12 protein-coding genes are annotated in these 17,875 nt (G+C 64.1%); 5 read left to right on the top strand and 7 right to left on the bottom strand.

Annotated elements, in window-relative coordinates; translation table 11 throughout:
* Positions 1 to 55 precede the first annotated feature (55 nt).
* The 3 genes from DDZ17_RS00705 to DDZ17_RS00695 all read right to left on the bottom strand — a co-directional run bounded on the left by DDZ17_RS00705 (position 56) and on the right by DDZ17_RS00695 (position 3,976).
* Positions 56 to 1,618 carry an acetolactate synthase large subunit gene (locus DDZ17_RS00705; RefSeq protein ID WP_116364040.1) on the bottom strand — a complete coding sequence of 521 codons (1,563 nt, stop codon included), beginning with the start codon at positions 1,616 to 1,618 and terminating at the stop codon, positions 56 to 58.
* 50 nt (positions 1,619 to 1,668) lie between these two features.
* Positions 1,669 to 3,111 carry a coniferyl aldehyde dehydrogenase gene (locus DDZ17_RS00700; RefSeq protein WP_116364039.1) on the bottom strand — a complete coding sequence of 481 codons (1,443 nt, stop codon included), beginning with the start codon at positions 3,109 to 3,111 and terminating at the stop codon, positions 1,669 to 1,671.
* A 181-nt stretch (positions 3,112 to 3,292) separates the two neighbouring features.
* Complete coding sequence (locus DDZ17_RS00695; RefSeq protein WP_116364038.1) at positions 3,293 to 3,976, bottom strand: Crp/Fnr family transcriptional regulator; 684 nt, start codon at positions 3,974 to 3,976, stop codon at positions 3,293 to 3,295.
* A 144-nt stretch (positions 3,977 to 4,120) separates the two neighbouring features.
* On the opposite strand from DDZ17_RS00695, the gene DDZ17_RS00690 reads away from it, so the two are divergent.
* Both DDZ17_RS00690 and DDZ17_RS00685 read left to right on the top strand, forming a co-directional pair.
* Positions 4,121 to 5,503, top strand: a complete 1,383-nt coding sequence (locus DDZ17_RS00690; protein WP_241505745.1) for an FAD-binding oxidoreductase — start codon at positions 4,121 to 4,123, stop codon at positions 5,501 to 5,503.
* A gap of 168 nt (positions 5,504 to 5,671) precedes the next feature.
* Positions 5,672 to 7,213, top strand: a complete 1,542-nt coding sequence (locus DDZ17_RS00685) for an arylsulfatase (protein WP_116364037.1) — start codon at positions 5,672 to 5,674, stop codon at positions 7,211 to 7,213.
* 74 nt (positions 7,214 to 7,287) lie between these two features.
* Here DDZ17_RS00685 and DDZ17_RS00680 read toward each other — a convergent pair whose 3' ends face one another.
* The 3 genes from DDZ17_RS00680 to DDZ17_RS00670 form a co-directional block, all read right to left on the bottom strand.
* Positions 7,288 to 8,121 carry an SDR family NAD(P)-dependent oxidoreductase gene (locus tag DDZ17_RS00680; protein ID WP_116364036.1) on the bottom strand — a complete coding sequence of 278 codons (834 nt, stop codon included), beginning with the start codon at positions 8,119 to 8,121 and terminating at the stop codon, positions 7,288 to 7,290.
* A 10-nt stretch (positions 8,122 to 8,131) separates the two neighbouring features.
* The gene (locus DDZ17_RS00675) at positions 8,132 to 8,884 is read right to left on the bottom strand and encodes a glucose 1-dehydrogenase (protein WP_116364035.1); all 753 of its coding nucleotides are present in this window, start codon (positions 8,882 to 8,884) and stop codon (positions 8,132 to 8,134) included.
* A gap of 278 nt (positions 8,885 to 9,162) precedes the next feature.
* The gene (locus tag DDZ17_RS00670) at positions 9,163 to 10,806 is read right to left on the bottom strand and encodes a M28 family metallopeptidase (protein ID WP_206613399.1); all 1,644 of its coding nucleotides are present in this window, start codon (positions 10,804 to 10,806) and stop codon (positions 9,163 to 9,165) included.
* A gap of 304 nt (positions 10,807 to 11,110) precedes the next feature.
* On the opposite strand from DDZ17_RS00670, the gene DDZ17_RS00665 reads away from it, so the two are divergent.
* The 3 genes from DDZ17_RS00665 (at position 11,111) to DDZ17_RS00655 (ending at position 16,453) form a co-directional block, all read left to right on the top strand.
* Complete coding sequence (locus DDZ17_RS00665) at positions 11,111 to 13,441, top strand: M1 family metallopeptidase (RefSeq protein ID WP_241505744.1); 2,331 nt, start codon at positions 11,111 to 11,113, stop codon at positions 13,439 to 13,441.
* Positions 13,441 to 13,995, top strand: a complete 555-nt coding sequence (locus DDZ17_RS00660) for a DUF6702 family protein (protein ID WP_116364033.1) — start codon at positions 13,441 to 13,443, stop codon at positions 13,993 to 13,995. The genes DDZ17_RS00665 and DDZ17_RS00660 overlap by 1 nt, the downstream gene beginning before the upstream one ends.
* Positions 13,996 to 14,311: 316 nt before the next feature.
* Positions 14,312 to 16,453, top strand: coding sequence for a carboxy terminal-processing peptidase (locus tag DDZ17_RS00655; protein ID WP_116364906.1), 2,142 nt, complete (start codon positions 14,312 to 14,314; stop codon positions 16,451 to 16,453).
* An 18-nt stretch (positions 16,454 to 16,471) separates the two neighbouring features.
* On the opposite strand, the gene cysG is transcribed toward DDZ17_RS00655, so the two are convergent.
* Complete coding sequence (cysG, locus tag DDZ17_RS00650; RefSeq protein ID WP_116364032.1) at positions 16,472 to 17,875, bottom strand: siroheme synthase CysG; 1,404 nt, start codon at positions 17,873 to 17,875, stop codon at positions 16,472 to 16,474.

Here is a 17,875-nt window from a genome sequence, read left to right as displayed (position 1 = left end):
TCCTCTCGGTAAGATCGGTCTGCGGCGCCGGTTGGCGTCGGCGCCCTGTGGGAGGTTAGAACTGCAGCGGCGGCACCCGGGCGTCAATCAGCAGCGGGCCGGCCTCGGCCATGCCCCGCGCCAGGGCGGCATTGAGTTCCTCGGCGGTGGTGGCTACCAAGGCGGGCACACCCATGCCCTGGGCCATGCTGGCAAAGTCCATGTCGGGGCTGCCGATATCCAGTGAGCTGGCGGCCTTGGGCCCGGGCTTGCCGCCCCGCGCGCCGGTGCGGGCAAACTCCAGCTCCAGGATGGAGTACTTGCGGTTGTTAAACAGCAGCACGGTAATGTCCAGGTTCTCCCGCGCCATGGTCCACAGGGACTGGATGGTGTACATGGCGCTGCCATCGCCCTCCAGGCAAATCACCTTGCGCTGCGGGCAGGCAATGGCCGCGCCCACCGCGGCGGGCAGGCCAAAGCCGATGGAGCCGCCAGCCAGGTTCACCCAGTCGTGGGCGCGGGCGCCCTGGGTGAAGGGGAAGCAGGCCAGCGCGGTGGTGATGCCCTCGTCCACCACAATGGCGTTTTCCGGCAGGTGGTGGGCCAGGGCCTGGGCCGCGCTGTTGGCATCCAACTCGCCAGTGGGGGCTGGCGGCACCTGCAGCTCGCGCAGCTCAACCGCCTGGGCCTCGGCGGAAAAAGCCGCCAGCAGCGCATCCAGCGCCGCATCAATATCGTCGTTGGGCCCGGCCAGGGGGTAGACGCTGCAACCCTCCGGCTCCAGTACGCTGGGCACGTTGGGGTAGGCGAAGAACGACACCGGGCTGGCGCAGCCCAGCAGGATCAGTTGCTCGGCATCCTTGAGGGCGTCGATGGCCAGTTCCGCCAGATAGGGCAGCCGGTCGATCACCGCCGTGCCGGCGCCACGGCGCACCCGCGTGGGGAAGGTTTCGGTCATCAGGCGGGCGCCGGTCGCCGTCGCCAGGCGGGCCAGCTTGATGCCCTGCGCTTCGCTGACGTGGCGCCCGCCCACCATGATGACGGTGTTCTTGCCGGCGCGCAGGCGCTCTGCCGCTTCCTGCAGTTTGTCCTCGGCCACCGGGGCGGCCTCGGCTTTGTCCACCGCCGGGGCGGCCCCTTCGGGGTTGTCGCCCCAGGACACATCCGCCGGCAGCACCAGCGTGGCGATATGCCCGATGCCCGCCTGCTGCACCGCTTCGGCGGCATCGCGGGCGATATGGGCCGGCGTTGGCGAACTGTGCACCCAGTGGGATACCGGGCCCGCGATACCGGCGATATCCGAGGTCAGGGGCGCGTCATATTCCAGGTGGTATGTGGCGTGGTCGCCCACAATATTCACCAGCGGCAGGTTGCCCTTTTTGGCGTTGTGGATGTTCGCCAGCGCATTGCCAAGGCCGGGGCCCAGGTGCAGCAGGGTCGAGGCGGGCTTTTCGGCCATGGCCGCATAGCCAAGGGCGGCGCCGCTGACGACGCCTTCAAACAGGCACAGCACGCAGCGCATGCCCTCCACTTCGTCCAGGGCGGCCACGAAGTGCATTTCGGACGTTCCCGGGTTGGTGAAGCAAACGTCCACCCCGTTGTTGACCAGGGTCTGGATCAGGCTTTCGGCGCCGTTCATTCGTCTATCCTCTTATTTGGTGTCATCAGGGCCGTTGCTAAAGGCCGGGCTCAGCTTTTCATCTTCAACATGAAGTTGAGCATTCGGTTGGCCTTGCCCGCGTAGGGAGGCATCAGCATGTTCATTGCACGGACCGGGCCCTGGTAGAAAATAGGCCGCATTTTGGAGAAGGTGGTGAAGCCTTCGTAACCGTGGTAATGCCCCATGCCCGAGTTGCCCACGCCGCCAAAGGGCAGGCTGTGCAGGGCGGCGTGAATCAGGCCGTCGTTCACCGTAACGCCGCCGGACAGGGTGTGCTGGATGTACCAGTCGGCCAGTGCCTTGTCGTTGGTGTACACGTAAAAGGCCAGCGGGCGGGGCTTGCCATCAATATAGTCGATCACTTCGTCGCGGTTGCGGTAGGTCTTCACTGGCAACAGGGGGCCGAAGACCTCGCGCTGCATGATCTCCATGTCGTCGGTCACATCCAGCACCACATGGGGCGGGAAGATGCGGCGACTGGCGTCGGGCTGCTGGTTGTCGAACAGGTTGATTACCCGGGCGCCCTTGCTGCGGGCGTCTTCCAGGGTCGCCTGCAGGCGGTCGTAGGAGCGCTGGTCGATCACCGCGGTGTAATCGCCGTTGTTGATGTCCGGGTAGCGTGCATTGCAGATGCGTCGCGCCTCGGACACAAACTCCTCCTCCTTGCCCTCGGGCAGGTAGAGGTAATCCACGTTGGTGCAGATTTGGCCGGCGTTGAACATCTTCACCCACATCACACGCTCGGTGGCGGTGGTGATGGCGTAGTCCGGCGCCACAACGGCCGGCGACTTGCCGCCCAGTTCCAGGGTCACCGGCGTGAGGTTTTTGGCGCAGTTGGCCATCACCGCCTTGCCGGTGGCGGGCGAGCCGGTGAAGAACAGGTGATCGAAAGGCAGCTGGGTAAAGGCCGGGCCGCGGCCGTTGCCGTCTTCGAAGAAGGCCAGCTTGCCGGCGCTGAAGTACTTCGGCGCCAGTGCCTTGAACAGGGCCGCCAGTGCGTTGGAGTTCTCCGACATTTTGATCATGGCGGTGTTGCCGGCGGCAAAGATGCCGGTCAGCGGCGCAAAGGCCATGGAAATCGGGAAGTTCCAGGGCACCACAATGCCCACAACACCCAGCGGTTGCGGCACAACGCGGGCCTTGGCCAGGGGATACTGGGTGACATCCAGCGCCCGCTTCTGGGGCTTCATCCATTTTTTCAGGTGTTTGATGACGTCCAGGATGCCCTCCTGGTTCATCAGCAGTTCCGAGAGAATGGTTTCAAAGCGTGCCCGGCAGCCGTAGTCGGTGTTCACCGCATCAATCAGCGCTTCGCGATTCTCCACCAGCAGCCGATGCAGGGCTTTGAGATCCGCCACCCGCTCTTCATAGCTGGGGTTGCGATGGGCGTGGTAGTGCGCCTTCTGTTCGGCGAAGACATCAAGAAATTCCTGAGGGATTGCGGTGGCGTCCGCCGGCAGTGGCTGGTTCATGATGCTATCGCTCCTCGCAGTGTGCTGCGTTGGTTGCCCGGGGGCGGTGCGACCTGCAATACAGTACCGCTGCGCCCGCTAAGTGGCACGCAGTATAGGACGCGACTACACAAAAGTTTGTCGCCCATGCGATAGTGTGCGAACAGCGCCAACGCCACTGGCGCCAGAGTGAAACCGCTAGTCAGTCACCTTTCTGGCTCAGGCGCTCAAGCGTTGGCAGATCGCGAATGATGAGGCTGCCGTAGGCGAGATCGATGATCTCATCGGCCTGCCACTGGCGCAGAATCTTGTTCACCGATTGCCGCGACCCGGCCACCAGGCTGCCGATGTCTTCCTGGGTAATGCGCAGATTGAAATGCACGCCGTCGTCGCGCTGCTCCCCCGCCGTTGCGGCCAGCCCGCACAGGCGCGCAGCCATCCGCCTCGACAGGGCGATGTGGCTCACCTGCTCGTAGATGCCATACAGGCGCCGCGTGCGATGGGAAACCAGGCGCGCCACGGCGCGGGAGAACACCGGGCTTTCACTCCACAGGCGCTCGAAATCGGCGCGCGCCAGGGCGCGCAGGGTCACCCGGCCTACCGCCTGTGCGGTGTGTGGCCGCGGGCCACCATCAATCAGGCTGGACTCGCCAAAACACGTGCCCGCGGGGAACAGGTCGTACACCAGCTCGCGGCCGCTCTCGCTGATGGTGAACATGCGCACATTGCCCTGCGTCACCTGGAGAATTTCATTGCCGACATCGCCAGTGCGGTAAATCAGATCGCCATTATGAAACTGGCGCTGTGTCATGCAGTCCACCACCTCGCTGCGCAGTGGCTCGGGCAGCTCGGAAATCCAGTCTTGGCACAGGGTATCGTTGGCCATTGGTCCTCGTTGGAAGATTGTCGTCCAGGCGACAGTGACGCCTGATAGGCCGCATCATACTGCAAATGGTTTCAGGTAACAGGCTTGCGCTGCGGCGCGCCAGGGGATATACCTCCGGGGATACCCCGGGGACAGGAGTTGTATATGATGGACATTGTTGCAGCACTGCGGCAGTTGCTGGGGGAAAACGGCGTGCTGGATCAGGCCGCCCTGTCCACCCGCTCAGCCGGCGCCATGCGGCCGGACCACCTGCAGGGCGCTGCCCTCGCCCGCCCCGCCAGTACCGACGAGGTTGCGGCGGTGCTGCGCTGGTGTCACCAGCACGCCATTGGCGTGGTGCCGGTGGGAGGCCTGACCGGCCTGGTACACGGCGCGGATGGCAGCGCCGAGGTGGTGCTGCTGTCGCTGGAGCGCATGAACGCCATCGAATCGATTGACCCACGCCAGCGCTGCGCCACCGTGCAGGCCGGCGTGGTGTTGCAGACCCTGCAGGAGTCCCTGGAGGCCCACGACCTCATCTTCCCCCTTGACCTTGGCGCCCGCGGCTCCGCCACCCTCGGCGGCAACGCCGCCACCAATGCCGGCGGCAACCGGGTGATCCGCTACGGCATGATGCGCAACATGGTGCTGGGCCTTGAGGCGGTGCTGGCCGATGGCACGGTGGTGTCATCGCTCAACACCCTGATCAAGAACAACGCCGCCTACGACCTGAAGCAGTTGTTCATCGGCTCCGAGGGCACCCTGGGGGTGATCACCCGCCTCAACCTGCGCCTGTGGGAGGCGCCAACCAGCCGCAACATGGCCCTGCTGGGCCTTAATGACTTTGCCAGCGTCACCGCCCTGCTCAAGCGCATGGACCGCGACCTGGGTGGCACCCTCTCCGCCTTTGAAGTGATGTGGCAGGACTTCTACCGACTGGTGACCACCGCCCCGGCACAGGGGCGAGCGCCGATCGCACACGACTATCCCTACTACGTGCTGCTGGAAAGCCAGGGCGCCGACCCCGAGGGTGATAGCGCGCGCTTTGCCGCCGCCCTGGAGTCCGCCATGGCGGACGACCTGGTGGCCGATGGCGCACTGTCGCAATCCGAGGCCGACTGCGAGCGCTTCTGGTCCCTGCGGGACGACGTGGCCCAGGTATTCCAGGGCGGCTATCCAATTATCTTCGACATCTCCCTGCCCATTGGCGAGATGGAAGCCTATATCGCCGGGCTGCGCCAGCGCCTGGCTGAACAGGTAGCAGGCCACCGCCTGCTGGTGTTTGGCCACCTTGGCGATGGCAACCTGCACCTCGCCGTGCAGGTGCCCGTGGCAGAGGGCGAACAGTGGCGGCACACCGTGGAATCGCTGGTTTACGCGCCACTGGAGGCCTTTCGTGGTTCGGTCTCCGCCGAGCACGGTATCGGCCTCGAAAAGCGCCCCTGGCTGGCCATCTCGCGCAACGAAGAAGAGCTGGCCCTCATGCGCACCCTCAAAAATGCCCTCGACCCGGGCAACATCCTCAATCCGGGCAAAGTGCTGTCCTGAACTGGCGTCAACAGGCCAGCGCATACCGACTGGCCTGTAACAGGACTTACGCTCTGGCCGAATTCTCAACTGGCACCTTGCCTTGGGGCCGGCGGCTTCTATACTCAACCCAGTAGAACGCCCCAGCGTGTTCCTCTTCATTCCTTTTGCCCTTCCGGGGAGAGCATCATGAAGCACCTGTTGATCCACCGACTTAGCCCCTTGTTCCTGTTGCTGTTCACCGCCCTGGCAACTGCCGCCGACAAACCCAATATTGTGGTGATTTTTGGCGACGACATCGGCTACTGGAACCTGAGCTACAACAACGACGGCATGATGGGCTACAGGACGCCCAACATCGACCGCCTGGCCCGTGAGGGCATGCGCTTCACCGACTATTACGCCGAACAGTCCTGCACTGCCGGGCGAGCGGCCTTTATTACCGGCCAGATGCCGGTGCGCACGGGGCTGACCAAAGTGGGGCTGCCGGGGTCAGACCTGGGCATTCAGCCTGAAGACCCCACCCTTGCCGAACTGCTCAAGGCGCAGGGCTATGTGAGCGGCCAGTTTGGTAAAAACCACCTCGGTGACAAGGACGAATTCCTGCCCACCAATCACGGCTTTGAAGAGTTCTTTGGTAACCTCTACCACCTCAATGCGGAAGAAGCTCCGGAGCACCCCCAGTACCCGAAAGACCCGGAGTTTCGCAAGAAATTTGGCCCCCGCGGTGTGCTGCACAGTTACGAAGATGGGCGTGTGGAAGATACCGGCCCGTTGAACACCGAGCGCATGGAAACCGTCGACGAGGAGTTCCTGACAGCCGCTATTGACTGGATGGAGCGCAAGGCCGCCAGTGATCAGCCTTTCTTCCTGTGGATGAACTCCAGCCGGATGCATTATGTCACCCACGTGCCGGACAAATGGGCGGGGAAATCCGGTCTTAATTTCTACGCTGACGGCATGCTGCAGCACGACAACGATGTGGGCACTCTGCTGAACAAGATCGATGAACTGGGTATTGCCGACAACACCATCGTCATCTACTCCACCGACAACGGCCCGCATTTCAATATGTGGCCCGACGGCGGTATTACCCCCTTCCGCGGTGAAAAGAACACCAACTGGGAAGGTGGCTATCGGGTGCCCTTTGTCATTCGCTGGCCGGGCAACATTGAGCCTAACACCGTCTCCAACGAGATCACCTCCCACACCGACTGGGTGCCGACCCTGATGGCCGCTGCTGGCGAAACAGAGGTAAAGGAAAAATTACTGAGCGGTTTCCGGGCCGGCGGCAAACGTTTTAAAGTCCATCTGGATGGTTACAACCTGCTGCCGCACCTGACCGGCAAGAGCGATGCCGAGTGGCCGCGCCACGAGTTCTACTACTGGAACGACGATGGTCAGTTGGTTGCAATGCGCTATAACCGCTGGAAAGCAGTATTCAAGGAGCAGCGCGCCAAGACCATGCAAGTCTGGGCTGAACCCTTTGTCGATCTGCGGGTGCCGCTATTCTTCGACCTGCGCATGGATCCCTTCGAGCGGGCACAGCACAACGCCAACAGTTACTACGAATGGATGGAGGCGATCATGCAGTGGGCTGGCCCCGCAGCCCAGTCCATCGCGGGTGACATGGTCAATTCCTTCAAGGAGTTCCCGCCCCGCCAGCGACCGGCGTCGTTTAACCTGGATCAGGTAATGTCCAGCCTCACTGCCGGCGCAGAAGGCACCTGATTCGCATTTGCCCGGGTGAGCCACACCAGTGGCTCACCCGCGGTCCTCTACCCTGCCCCGCTCTTCACTGCAGCCTAGAAATTAAAGCCGTTACCTGTCACCACCGGCACATTGGTCCACAGGTCGTTAGGATCCCGATACCAACCCGCCGCCGCCAGTGCACCGCCGTCAAGGTTGATGCTGGTGCCGGTCACCCAGGCGGAAAGCCCAGAGGCCAAAAACAACGCGCAGCCCGCGGCATCCGCCGGCGTGCCAAAGCGCTCCAGCGGAATCCAGCGCCGGGTGTGCGCCTGGTGCTCCTCGGCAATCAGCTCGGAGGGGCGCACCTGGTCGGTCTCGGTGGTTTCCGGGGCGATGGCGTTCACGCGTATGCCCGCCGGGCCAAGCTCCAGCGCCAGGCTGCGGACAAAGCCGGTGATCGCGTGCTTGAAGGCGCTGTAGGCCACGCAGTTGGGAATGCCGCGGAAGGCCTCGATGGAGGAAATCGCCAGAATGCTGCCGCCCGGCCCCCGGGCCCGCAGCAGGGGAATGGCGGCGCGGGTGACCATGAAGATGGAGTTGAGATTGCACTGGTATAGCTTATCGAGTTCCTCATCCTCGTAGAACTCGAAGGGCTTGATCACCCCGAGGAAGTCCCCCACGTTATTAACCAGCACATCAATGCCGCCAAAGCGCTCGCCCACCTCGGCGATGAACGCATCCACATCGGCCCGCCGGGTAACGTCGCAGCACGTCACCAGCGCCGCCTCACCCAGTGCCTTACCGACATCCTGACAGCGCGCCGGGTCGATTTCGGCAACGGCCAGTTGCGCGCCGCGCTGGGCGAACGCCTCGGCGATGGCGCGGCCGATGCCGGCGCCACCGCCGGTCACCACAACCACTTTGCCGGTAAAATCCAGATCGTTCATTGCACTCTCCTTACTGGATGGTCAGCCCGCCATCAACGGTCAATGAATGGCCCACCACATAGCTGGCGCTGTCGGAACACAGCCACAGGATGGCCTGGGTGATTTCCTCGGGGCTGGCCAGCCGGTTGATCGGGTGGTTGGCGGCAATGAGGGACTTGTCGACACCGGGCGGCAGGTTGTGGTCGAGCATGGGGGTGTCCACGGCGCCCGGGCACACGGCGTTGATACGAATGCCGCGGGCGGCATACTGCAGGGCCGAAGCCTTGGTTAAACCCACTACGGCGTGCTTGCTGGCAGTGTAGGCCGGTTTGTTGGCCACCCCGACCACGCCCGCGGCGGAGGCAAGGTTGACGATGGCGCCAGCGCCCTGCCCCAGCATGTGGGCGATTTCATGCTTCATGCACAGGAACAGCCCCTTGACGTTGATGGACAGAATGCGCTCCATGGCCGCCTCGTCCCAGTCCGCCTCGGGGGCCACTTCGGGGTCGACACCGGCATTGTTCACGGCGATATCCAGGGCGCCAAAGTGCGCCACGGTTTGCGCCACGGCGCCGGCCACGGCGGCGCTGTCCTGAATGTCGCACTGCAGGTAGATGGCCTCGCCGCCTGCGGCGTTGATGGCATCCGCCGTGGCCTGGCCACCGGGCGTAACATCCACCACCGCCACCCGGGCGCCGCCGGCCGCCAGCGCCCTGGCCACTGCGGCACCAATGCCACTGCCGGCGCCGGTCACCAAGGCGATTTTATTCTCGAACTGCTGCATGGACTTCTCCCTGTTAGTGTTTTATCAGCCGGTACCGCCGTGGCGAAACCCGTGCTGGAAGGCAGGTGGTGGAGGATAAAAGTTGCGCCCGGCGCTTACCTCCTGCATATGGATGAGCAGCGTACACCAGGGGGCGAACAGCGCCCTGCCAGATAGTTGAACCAGGGAGTGAAAGGCGGCGCCAGGGGCGGTGCCGCCCGCTTGCCCCGCCGTTTAGGCGGCGGGACAAGCGGGGGCAGCGAAGGTATGAGAGAGGATAGCGCTGACTTTGAGCCGGCCTATTGTACCGCGGCCCGGCTCTTGTCGCGGATGGCGCGAAACTCATCGCCCTCCACCCAGTTGGGCCAGTCGTCGAAGTCGGCCATTTCACGGCCAATGCCGTAGTACAGGCCCAAGTCCGACATCACGCCGCGCCAGTCCCAGTTCTCGTCAAACTCGTCCTGTGGGCCGTGATAGCGATTGACGGTGTAGTCCTCGGCCGCTGCGCGACCGGCGGCCGAGCCGCCCTCGACCAGGTTTTCGCCACCTTCAAAGTAGATCATCGGTACCCCGCGCTTGGCGAAGCTGAAGTGATCGGAGCGGTAGTAGTAGCCTTTCTCGGGTGTGGGCTCGGTGGTCGCCGTGCGGCCCTGCGCCTGCAGGGCGCGGTCGAGGTAGGCATCCAGCTCCGATTTGCCCTTGCCCACCACAATCACGTCCTTGGCGGGGCCCATCATGCTGAAGGCGTCCATGTTTACACCGCCCACCGTCTTGGCCAGGGGGTAAACCGGGTTGGCGGCATAGGATTCCGAGCCCAGCAGGCCGGATTCCTCGGCCGTCACCGCCAGAAAGACAATGCTGCGCTCGGCGGGCCCGGCGGCAGCGTGGGCCTCTGCCAGGGCCACCAGGGCGGCGGTGCCGGTGGCGTTGTCGATGGCGCCGTTGCAGATGTCGTCGCCGCTTTCATCCGCGCCGCAGCGGCCCAGGTGATCCCAGTGAGCGGTGTACAGCACCACCTCGTCGGGGCGTTTGCTGCCAGGCAGAATGCCGATCACGTTTTTACTGGATTGCTTTTCGATGTCGTTGTCAAAGCTGACCGACGCCTTCAGGCCCAGCTCAACGGCCTTGAAACCCGGCTGCTTCGCGGCGGCGGTGAGCTGGTCCAGGTCTTTGCCGGCACTGGCCAGAATGTCGCGCGCCACAGCATTCTGAATCCAGCCGTTCACTTCGGTGGCATCCATGTGGCCATTGGCTGCGTCCGCCACATGCTGGGGGCCGCTCCAGGACGACTCGACCACATTCCAGCCGTAGGCGGCAGGCACTGTGTCGTGCACGATCAGTGCGGCGGCGGCGCCCTGGCGGGCCGCCTCTTCGTATTTGTAGGTCCAGCGCCCGTAGTAGGTCATGGCGCGGCCGTTAAAGGGGCCTTCCAGGCCTTCGGTTTCGTAGTCCGGGTCGTTCACCAGGATCATCACCGTCTTGCCCTTCACGTCTACCCCGGCGTAATCGTTCCAGCCTTTCTCCGGGGCGTTAATGCCGTAGCCAACAAACACCACCTCGCTGTCGCTGACGTTGATATCCGGGGTCACCCGGTAGGTGCCAACCACCATGTCGGCACCGTAGGCAAAGCTCAGCGCTTTGCTGCCGCCACTGACCCGCAGGTCGCTGACGTTTTCCGCCGTGATCTGCACCAGCGGCACGTCCTGGAACCAGCTGTCGCCATTGCCGGGCTCAAGGCCCGCGGCGCTGAAGCGCTTTTGCAGCAGGGCCATGGTCTTGTCTTCGCCGGCGGAGCCCGGGGCGCGGCCCTCAAAGGCGTCCGAGGACAGTTCGCGGGTGACATCCTTCATGGTGTCAACGGACAGGGCCGGTGCGTCGGCAACAACCTGGCCAGCCGCGGCCAGGCAGAGTGCTCCCAGCAGGTAACGTGGCATTGCGGGCATAATCTTGCTCCAGTAATGATGGGGCGCTGATTGTTACACTCGCAACCAACCAGCTCAAGCCCGGCGCCCCGCGCTCCAGCGACCGATACCGCAACAAAGGGCAGAGCACAGAGACGCTGGCCTGGTGACCGCCCCGCTGGGGCGTGTTTACTTGAGAAGTTGTTGAGGAAAGGCCGCCCTGCTGCGTCTTACCTCTGTCATGGCGCGGCTGTTGGCCGGCCGCACGCCCTTGCATTGCCGCAAATAATTTCTGGAACTGTATTTAAAAGGTCACCTCATGCCCTTGAAAAATAAAGTATTTACCTTGTTGACACTGCTGACAGCAGCCCTCTTCCCGCCCATCGTTGCCGCTGACGGCCAGAGCGGCCCGGACGCCTTCGCCCAGCTCGACTACCTGCTGGACACGCCCACCGAAACCCGCCTGGCCAGCGGCGCCCCGGGGCCGCAGTACTGGCAGCAGCGGGCCGATTACCGCATCGACGTCAAGATTGACGACCGCGCCCAGCGCATCATCGGCAGCGAAACCATCACCTACCACAACCAGAGCCCCCACACCCTGCGCTACCTGTGGCTGCAACTGGACCAGAACCGCTTCCGCCGTGACTCCGACGACATGCTGACCAAAACCGCGCCGGACTTCGCCCACTTCCCCTACAAGAGCATGGCCAACCTGCTCACGCGGCAGGCCTTTGACGGCGGCGTGACCATCAAGGCGGTGCAAGACGGCAGCGGCAAGGCCCTTGCCTACACCGTGAACAAGACCATGATGCGGGTGGAACTGCCCCAGCCCCTGGCGGGTGGCGCGCAGTTTGCCTTTAGCGTGGATTGGGAACACAACATCATCGACGCCACCGCGGTGGGCGCCCGGGGCGGCTACGAATACTTTGAGCAGGATGAAAACTACCTCTACGAAATCGCCCAGTGGTATCCGCGCCTGGCGGCCTACACCGACTACCAGGGCTGGCAGAACAAGCAATTTCTGGGCAACGGCGAGTTCACCCTGGAACTGGGTACCTTCGAGGTGGCCATCACCGTGCCGGCGGACCATGTCGTGGCCGCCACCGGCGTGCTGCAAAACCCCGACGAGGTACTAAGCCGCAAACAGCGCGAGCGCTACCAGGCGGCGCAGGCATCCAGCGAGCAGCGCTTTATCGTGACCCCTGACGAAGCCAAGAAGAACGCCAGCAGCCGCACCTCGGTGGAGAAAACCTGGCGCTTCAAGGCCGAGAACGTGCGCGACTTCGCCTTTGCCAGCTCCCGCAAGTTCATCTGGGATGCGCGAATGGCAAAAAGCGGCGCCCGGGAGGTGCTGGCCATGTCCTTCTACCCGAACGAAGCGGAGCCCCTGTGGAGCCAGTACTCCACCCCGGCCATTGCCCACACCATCGATGTGTACAGTCGCTACACCTTCGAATACCCCTACCCGGTGGCCATCTCGGTGAATGGCCCCGTAGGCGGGATGGAATACCCCATGATCTCCTTCAACAAACCTCGCCCCTACAGCGATGGCACTTACTGGGACGTGCGCCAGAAGAGCGAGGACAAAACCTGGGAGCGCAGCAAATACGGGCTGATCTCCGTCATCATCCACGAAGTGGGCCACAACTACTTCCCGATGGTGGTAAATTCCGACGAGCGCCAGTGGACCTGGATGGACGAGGGCCTGAACACCTTCCTGCAGTTTGTCACCGAGCAGGCCTGGGAAGAGGACTACCCCTCGCGCCGCGGCGAACCCGCGAACATTGTAGAGTACATGGTCAGCACGCCTCAGGTACCGATCATGACCAACTCAGAATCCATCCACCAGTTTGGCAACAACGCCTACGCCAAGCCCGCCACGGCGCTGAACATCCTGCGCGAATCCATCATGGGCCGCGAACTGTTCGACTACGCCTTCCGCGAGTTCGCCACCCGCTGGCAGTTCAAGCGCCCCACCCCGGCGGACTTCTTCCGCACCATGGAAGACGCCTCCGCGGTGGACCTGGACTGGTTCTGGCGCGGCTGGTTTTACGGCACCCAGCACGTGGACGTAGCCATTGAGAACATCGCCCTGTACCAGCTGGATACCGGCAACCCCGAGGTGGAAAAGCCCTGGCAGCAAGCCGAGGATGAAAAACAGGAACCGACCCTCAGCCAGCAGCGCAATGCCGATGCGCAAACGCTGATCCAGCGCTACCCCCAACTGCGGGACTTCTACAACGAGAGCGACGAATTCTCCGTGACCCCCTGGGATTACGCCCAGTATGAACAGCTCCAGCAGTCGCTAACGGATCGGGAAAAAGCCCTGCTCAACGCCGACAAGAACTTCTACGCCGTGACCTTCAAGAACATTGGCGGACTGGTCACGCCCCTGCCCCTGCGCATCACCTACGGCGATGGCAAGGTGGAAGAACTGCAGATTCCGGCGGAAATCTGGCGCCGCAACGCCGAGCAGGTCACCAAGCTGTTCGTCACCGAGCGGGAGATCACCGGTATCGCCTTTGACCCCTACCGCAGCACCGCCGATGCCAACCCCGCCAACAACGCCTGGCCGCGCCAGCCCAAGGCCAGCCGCTTCAAGCTGTTCAAGGAGAAGGAAGAGCCCAACCCCATGCGCCGCAATGACAAAACCCAATGGGAACAGCCCATACTCTGATGGCCCCCGCACCGCAACTGCGCGCCCAATCCGGCGCCCGTTCAATGGCAGCCATGCAGCGCCCCTGGCTCTTGCTCTGCGTGGCGCTGCTGCTGAGCGCGCCGGGGGCGATTGCCCACCCTTGGCACACCAGCTTTGCCGAGGTCGGCTGGAACACCGCGGGAGACACCCTGGAGGTTGCCCTGCGGGTACTGCCGGAGGACCTTGAAACCGCCCTCACCTGGCGCAGCGGCCGCGCGGTGGTGCTGGTGGACAGCCCGGCGGTGCGCGCTCTGGCACTGGACTATCTGGCCGCGCATTTTGTGCTGCACAGCGAGGCCGGGCAGCAGTTTCGCCCCGCCGCCCTGCTGGGCATGGAGCTCGCCTACGATGCCAGCTGGCTCTACTTCACCGTGCCGGTGGATGCCGGACTGCGCCTGAGCCTGCACAATTCCCTGCTCATGGATGTCGGCAGCAACCAGACCAACCGGGTGCAACGCCTGTGGGCAGCGGCGGAGCAAACCCTGCTGTTCACCGCGGCGCGGCCAGAGCAGCCCTTTTGGCAGGGTCGCTAGCGCTTGTGCAGGTCCGCTAGCGCTAGGGGCAGGATCGCTAGGCACCGGTTGCAGGGTCTTGGCAGAGCCTCGGCAGGGTCTTGGCAGGGTCGGGGGCCCGGCAGGCGCCGCGCTGCTCGCGAACTTTCCCGCGCGCCCCGGTTCTAACGCCCGACGGCCGCCGGTATTTGACCCACCGTACCGAAGGATTACACTTGAGTGACGCCCGTCCATCCGCGGACGCACGATAAGACCACGAGGTAACGCTGTTTTGAACACGCCCATCGCCCTGCTGAGCCTGGCCCGTCGCGGCCTGGCAGTCACCGCCGCCAGCGGGATGCTGCTGCTCGGGGGCATTGCCCCGGCCCAGGCACTGATCGAGTACACCGACACCCAGCGGGAGACCATGGTCGACATGATCGACCAGCTCGAAGAGCGCCACTACGCCAAACTGCGTTACGACGACGAGCTGTCTTCCCAGCATCTGGACAACTACATCGACAGCCTCGACAGCGGCCGCATGTTCTTCACCGCCGCCGACCTCGCTGAATTCGAAGCCTACCGGATGCAAATGGACGACGATTTGCACAAGGGGCGCCTGGACGCCGGCTTCAATATCTTCAATCGCTTTCAGCAGCGGCTGGTGGAGCGCCTGGAGACCGTGGTGGACACCCTGCCCGAGGCCATCGCCGCCATGGACTTCAATGTCGAGGAGGACTACCTGCTGGACGGCGAAGAGCGCCCCTGGGCGGCCAACCAGGGCGAGCTGGACGACCGCTGGCGACGCCACCTGAAGAACCAGGTGCTGAGCCTGCGCATGTCTGACAAACCCCAGGACGAGATTGCCGAAACCCTGAGCAAGCGCTACAAAAACCAACTCAAGCGGGTGCAGCAGTACAACAACCAGGACGTGTTCCAGATCTACGCCAACGCCCTCACCGAGCTGTACGACCCCCATACCAACTACCTGTCGCCGCGCCGCTCGGAAAACTTCAACATCAACATGAGCCTGTCGCTGGAAGGGATTGGCGCCGTGTTGCAGCTGGAAGACGAATACACCAAGGTGGTGCGCCTGGTGCCCGCCGGCCCCGCCGACAAGCAGGGCGAGCTGAAGCCCTCCGACCGCATTGTGGGCGTGGCCCAGGGTGACGACGAAGAATTCGAAGATGTAATTGGCTGGCGCCTGGACGAAGTGGTAGAGCTGATTCGCGGCCCCAAAGGCTCCACCGTGCGCCTGCAGGTCATGCCCAGCAAGGCGGCCAAAACCGGTGAGCGCAAAGTGGTCACCATTGTGCGCAACAAGGTGAAGCTCGAAGAGCAGGCCGCCCAGAAAAAAGTGCTCGAAATTCCCAATGGCGACAAGACCATGAAGGTCGGCGTCATCGACATTCCCGCCTTTTACATCGACTTTGACGCCATGCGCCGGGGCGAGAAGGACTACAAGTCCACCACCCGCGACGTGAAGAAACTGCTCGATGAGTTACAGAACGAGGACCAGGTGGACGGCGTGGTCATCGACCTGCGCAATAATGGCGGCGGCTCCCTGCAGGAAGCCAACGAACTCACCGGCCTGTTCATCGAGTACGGCCCCACCGTCCAGATTCGCCACTCATCCCGCCGCGTGTGGCGCGACGGCAAGCGCCTGCGCGGCCCCTACTACGAAGGCCCGCTGGTGGTGCTGATCAACCGCCTGTCCGCCTCGGCCTCGGAGATTTTTGCCGGCGCCATCCAGGACTACCAGCGCGGGCTGATCGTGGGCGACCGCTCCTTCGGCAAGGGCACGGTGCAGACCCTGATCCCCCTGCCCGAAGGCCAGCTGAAACTGACCGAGAGCAAGTTCTACCGCATCTCGGGTGACAGCACCCAGCACCGCGGCGTGGTGCCGGACGTGACCTTCCCGGCCCTTTATGATCACGAGGAAATCGGCGAGAGCGCCCTCGACCACGCCCTCAACTGGGACAAGATCAACCCGGTGCGCCACCGCCGCTACCAGGACATCAACGACCTGCTGCCGGAAGTGACCCGGCTGTTCCAGGAGCGCAGCGGCAACAACCCGGAATACATCTTCCTGGAAGACCAGGTACACCTGGCCGAGGAAAGCCGCGACATCAAGACCCTGCCCCTGAACGAAGAGGCCCGGCGCGCCCTGGCCGATGAGCAGGACAGCAAGGCCCTGGCCATCGAGAACAAGCGCCGCGCTGCCCTCGGCGAAGAGCTGCTGACCTCGCTGGACGAGGACGAGGTGGACGTGGATGACGACGCCGAGGCGGACAGTGAGGCCAGCGACGAAGCCGCTAGCGGTGAGGAAAGCGACGAGGAAAACGGTGAGGACATTGTCGCCAGCTCGGCCGAGGGCGAGGAAGACGAGCACGACGTGCTGCTGACCGAGGCCGGCAATATCCTGGTGGATACCCTGCTGCTGCGCGAACAGCGCTTTGCCGCCCACACCCCGGGCGGCGACGAGCGGGCCAGCGACTGAGGCTGCCCGCCCGAAAGACTAGCTGGCGGGCGCCCCGGCGTCCCGCTCCCCGAACCAGGCCAGGTCGCGGTGCAGGCGCACCACATCCCCGACAATGATCAGGGTGGGGGCCTGGGGCTTCTCCCGGGCCACCAGGGCCTCCATCGTTGACAGCGTACCCACAAGCACCCGCTGCCCCTCCATGGTCGCGCGCTCAATCAGCGCCACCGGCGTATCCCCTGCCCGGCCCGCGGCCTGCAATTCCCGGCAGATGACCGGCAGGCCCATCAGGCCCATGTAGAACACCAGGGTTTCGGTGGTGGATGAAAACTGCCGCCAGTCGTGCTCGACCCTGTCGCCCTTGAGGTAGCCCGCCACAAACCGCACGGACTGGGCGTAATCCCTGTGGGTCAGGGGAATGCCCGCGTAGCAGGCGCCGCCGCTGGCGGCGGTAATGCCCGGCACCACCTGAAAGGGAATGCCGTGGCTGGCCAGCAGGGCAATTTCCTCACCACCGCGGCCAAAAATGAACGGGTCGCCCCCTTTCAGGCGCACGACCCGCTTGCCGGCCTGGGCCAGCGCCAGCAGCTGCTGGTTGATATCCTGCTGAGGCACCGCGTGGTCGGAACGGGCCTTGCCAACGTAAATGCGCTCGGCATCCCGGCGAGCCATATCAACAATGGCCGGCGCCACCAGGCGGTCGTAGAGCACCACATCGGCGCTTTGCAGCAGGCGCACTGCCTTGAAGGTCAGTAGATCCGGGTCGCCCGGGCCGGCGCCCAGCAGGTAAACCTCGCCGCGATGCAGCGCCGCGCTGTCGACAAGCCGCGCCTCCAGCAGCTTTGCGGCGTCCTGTTCACGGCCAGCCAGCACCAGCTCCCCGGCGGCGCCGTCCACCGCCTGCTCCCAGAACAGGCGCCGTGCGCCCTCTTCCGGCAGCGCCTGGCGTACCCGGTCGCGCCAGCGCCCGGCAAATTCCGCCAGGCGGCCGTAAGCGGCGGGCACCAGGGCCTCTATCTTGCGCCGCACCAGCCGTGCCAGCACCGGGCTGCGGCCGCTGGAGCTCACCGCAATCAGCAGCGGGTTGCGGTCGATCACCGCGGGGAAAATAAAACTGCAGAGGTCCGGCGAATCCACCACATTCACGGGAATACCCCGCTCGCTGGCCTCGCGGTAAACAGAGCGGTTGGTGGCGGCATCCGGGGTGGCGGCCACCACCAGCGACTGGCCTTGGAGGTCTGCGCCGGTGTACACCTCGCGCCGCCATTCGCCGCCCGACTGCGCCAGCAGGGCCTGCAACTCCGCGCTGGCCTCTGGCGCCACCACGGTCAGCCGGGCGCCGGCCTTCAACAGCAGCCGCGCCTTGCGGGTTGCCACCGTGCCGCCTCCCACCAGCAGGGCCGGCGTGTCGCTGAGCCGCAGGCAAACGGGCAGGTAATCCAC

It is taken from the genome of Parahaliea mediterranea, from assembly GCF_003402235.1.
In the GTDB taxonomy this organism is placed as follows: Bacteria; Pseudomonadota; Gammaproteobacteria; order Pseudomonadales; family Halieaceae; genus Parahaliea; species Parahaliea mediterranea.
This window is presented reverse-complemented; position numbering and strand designations above follow the sequence as displayed.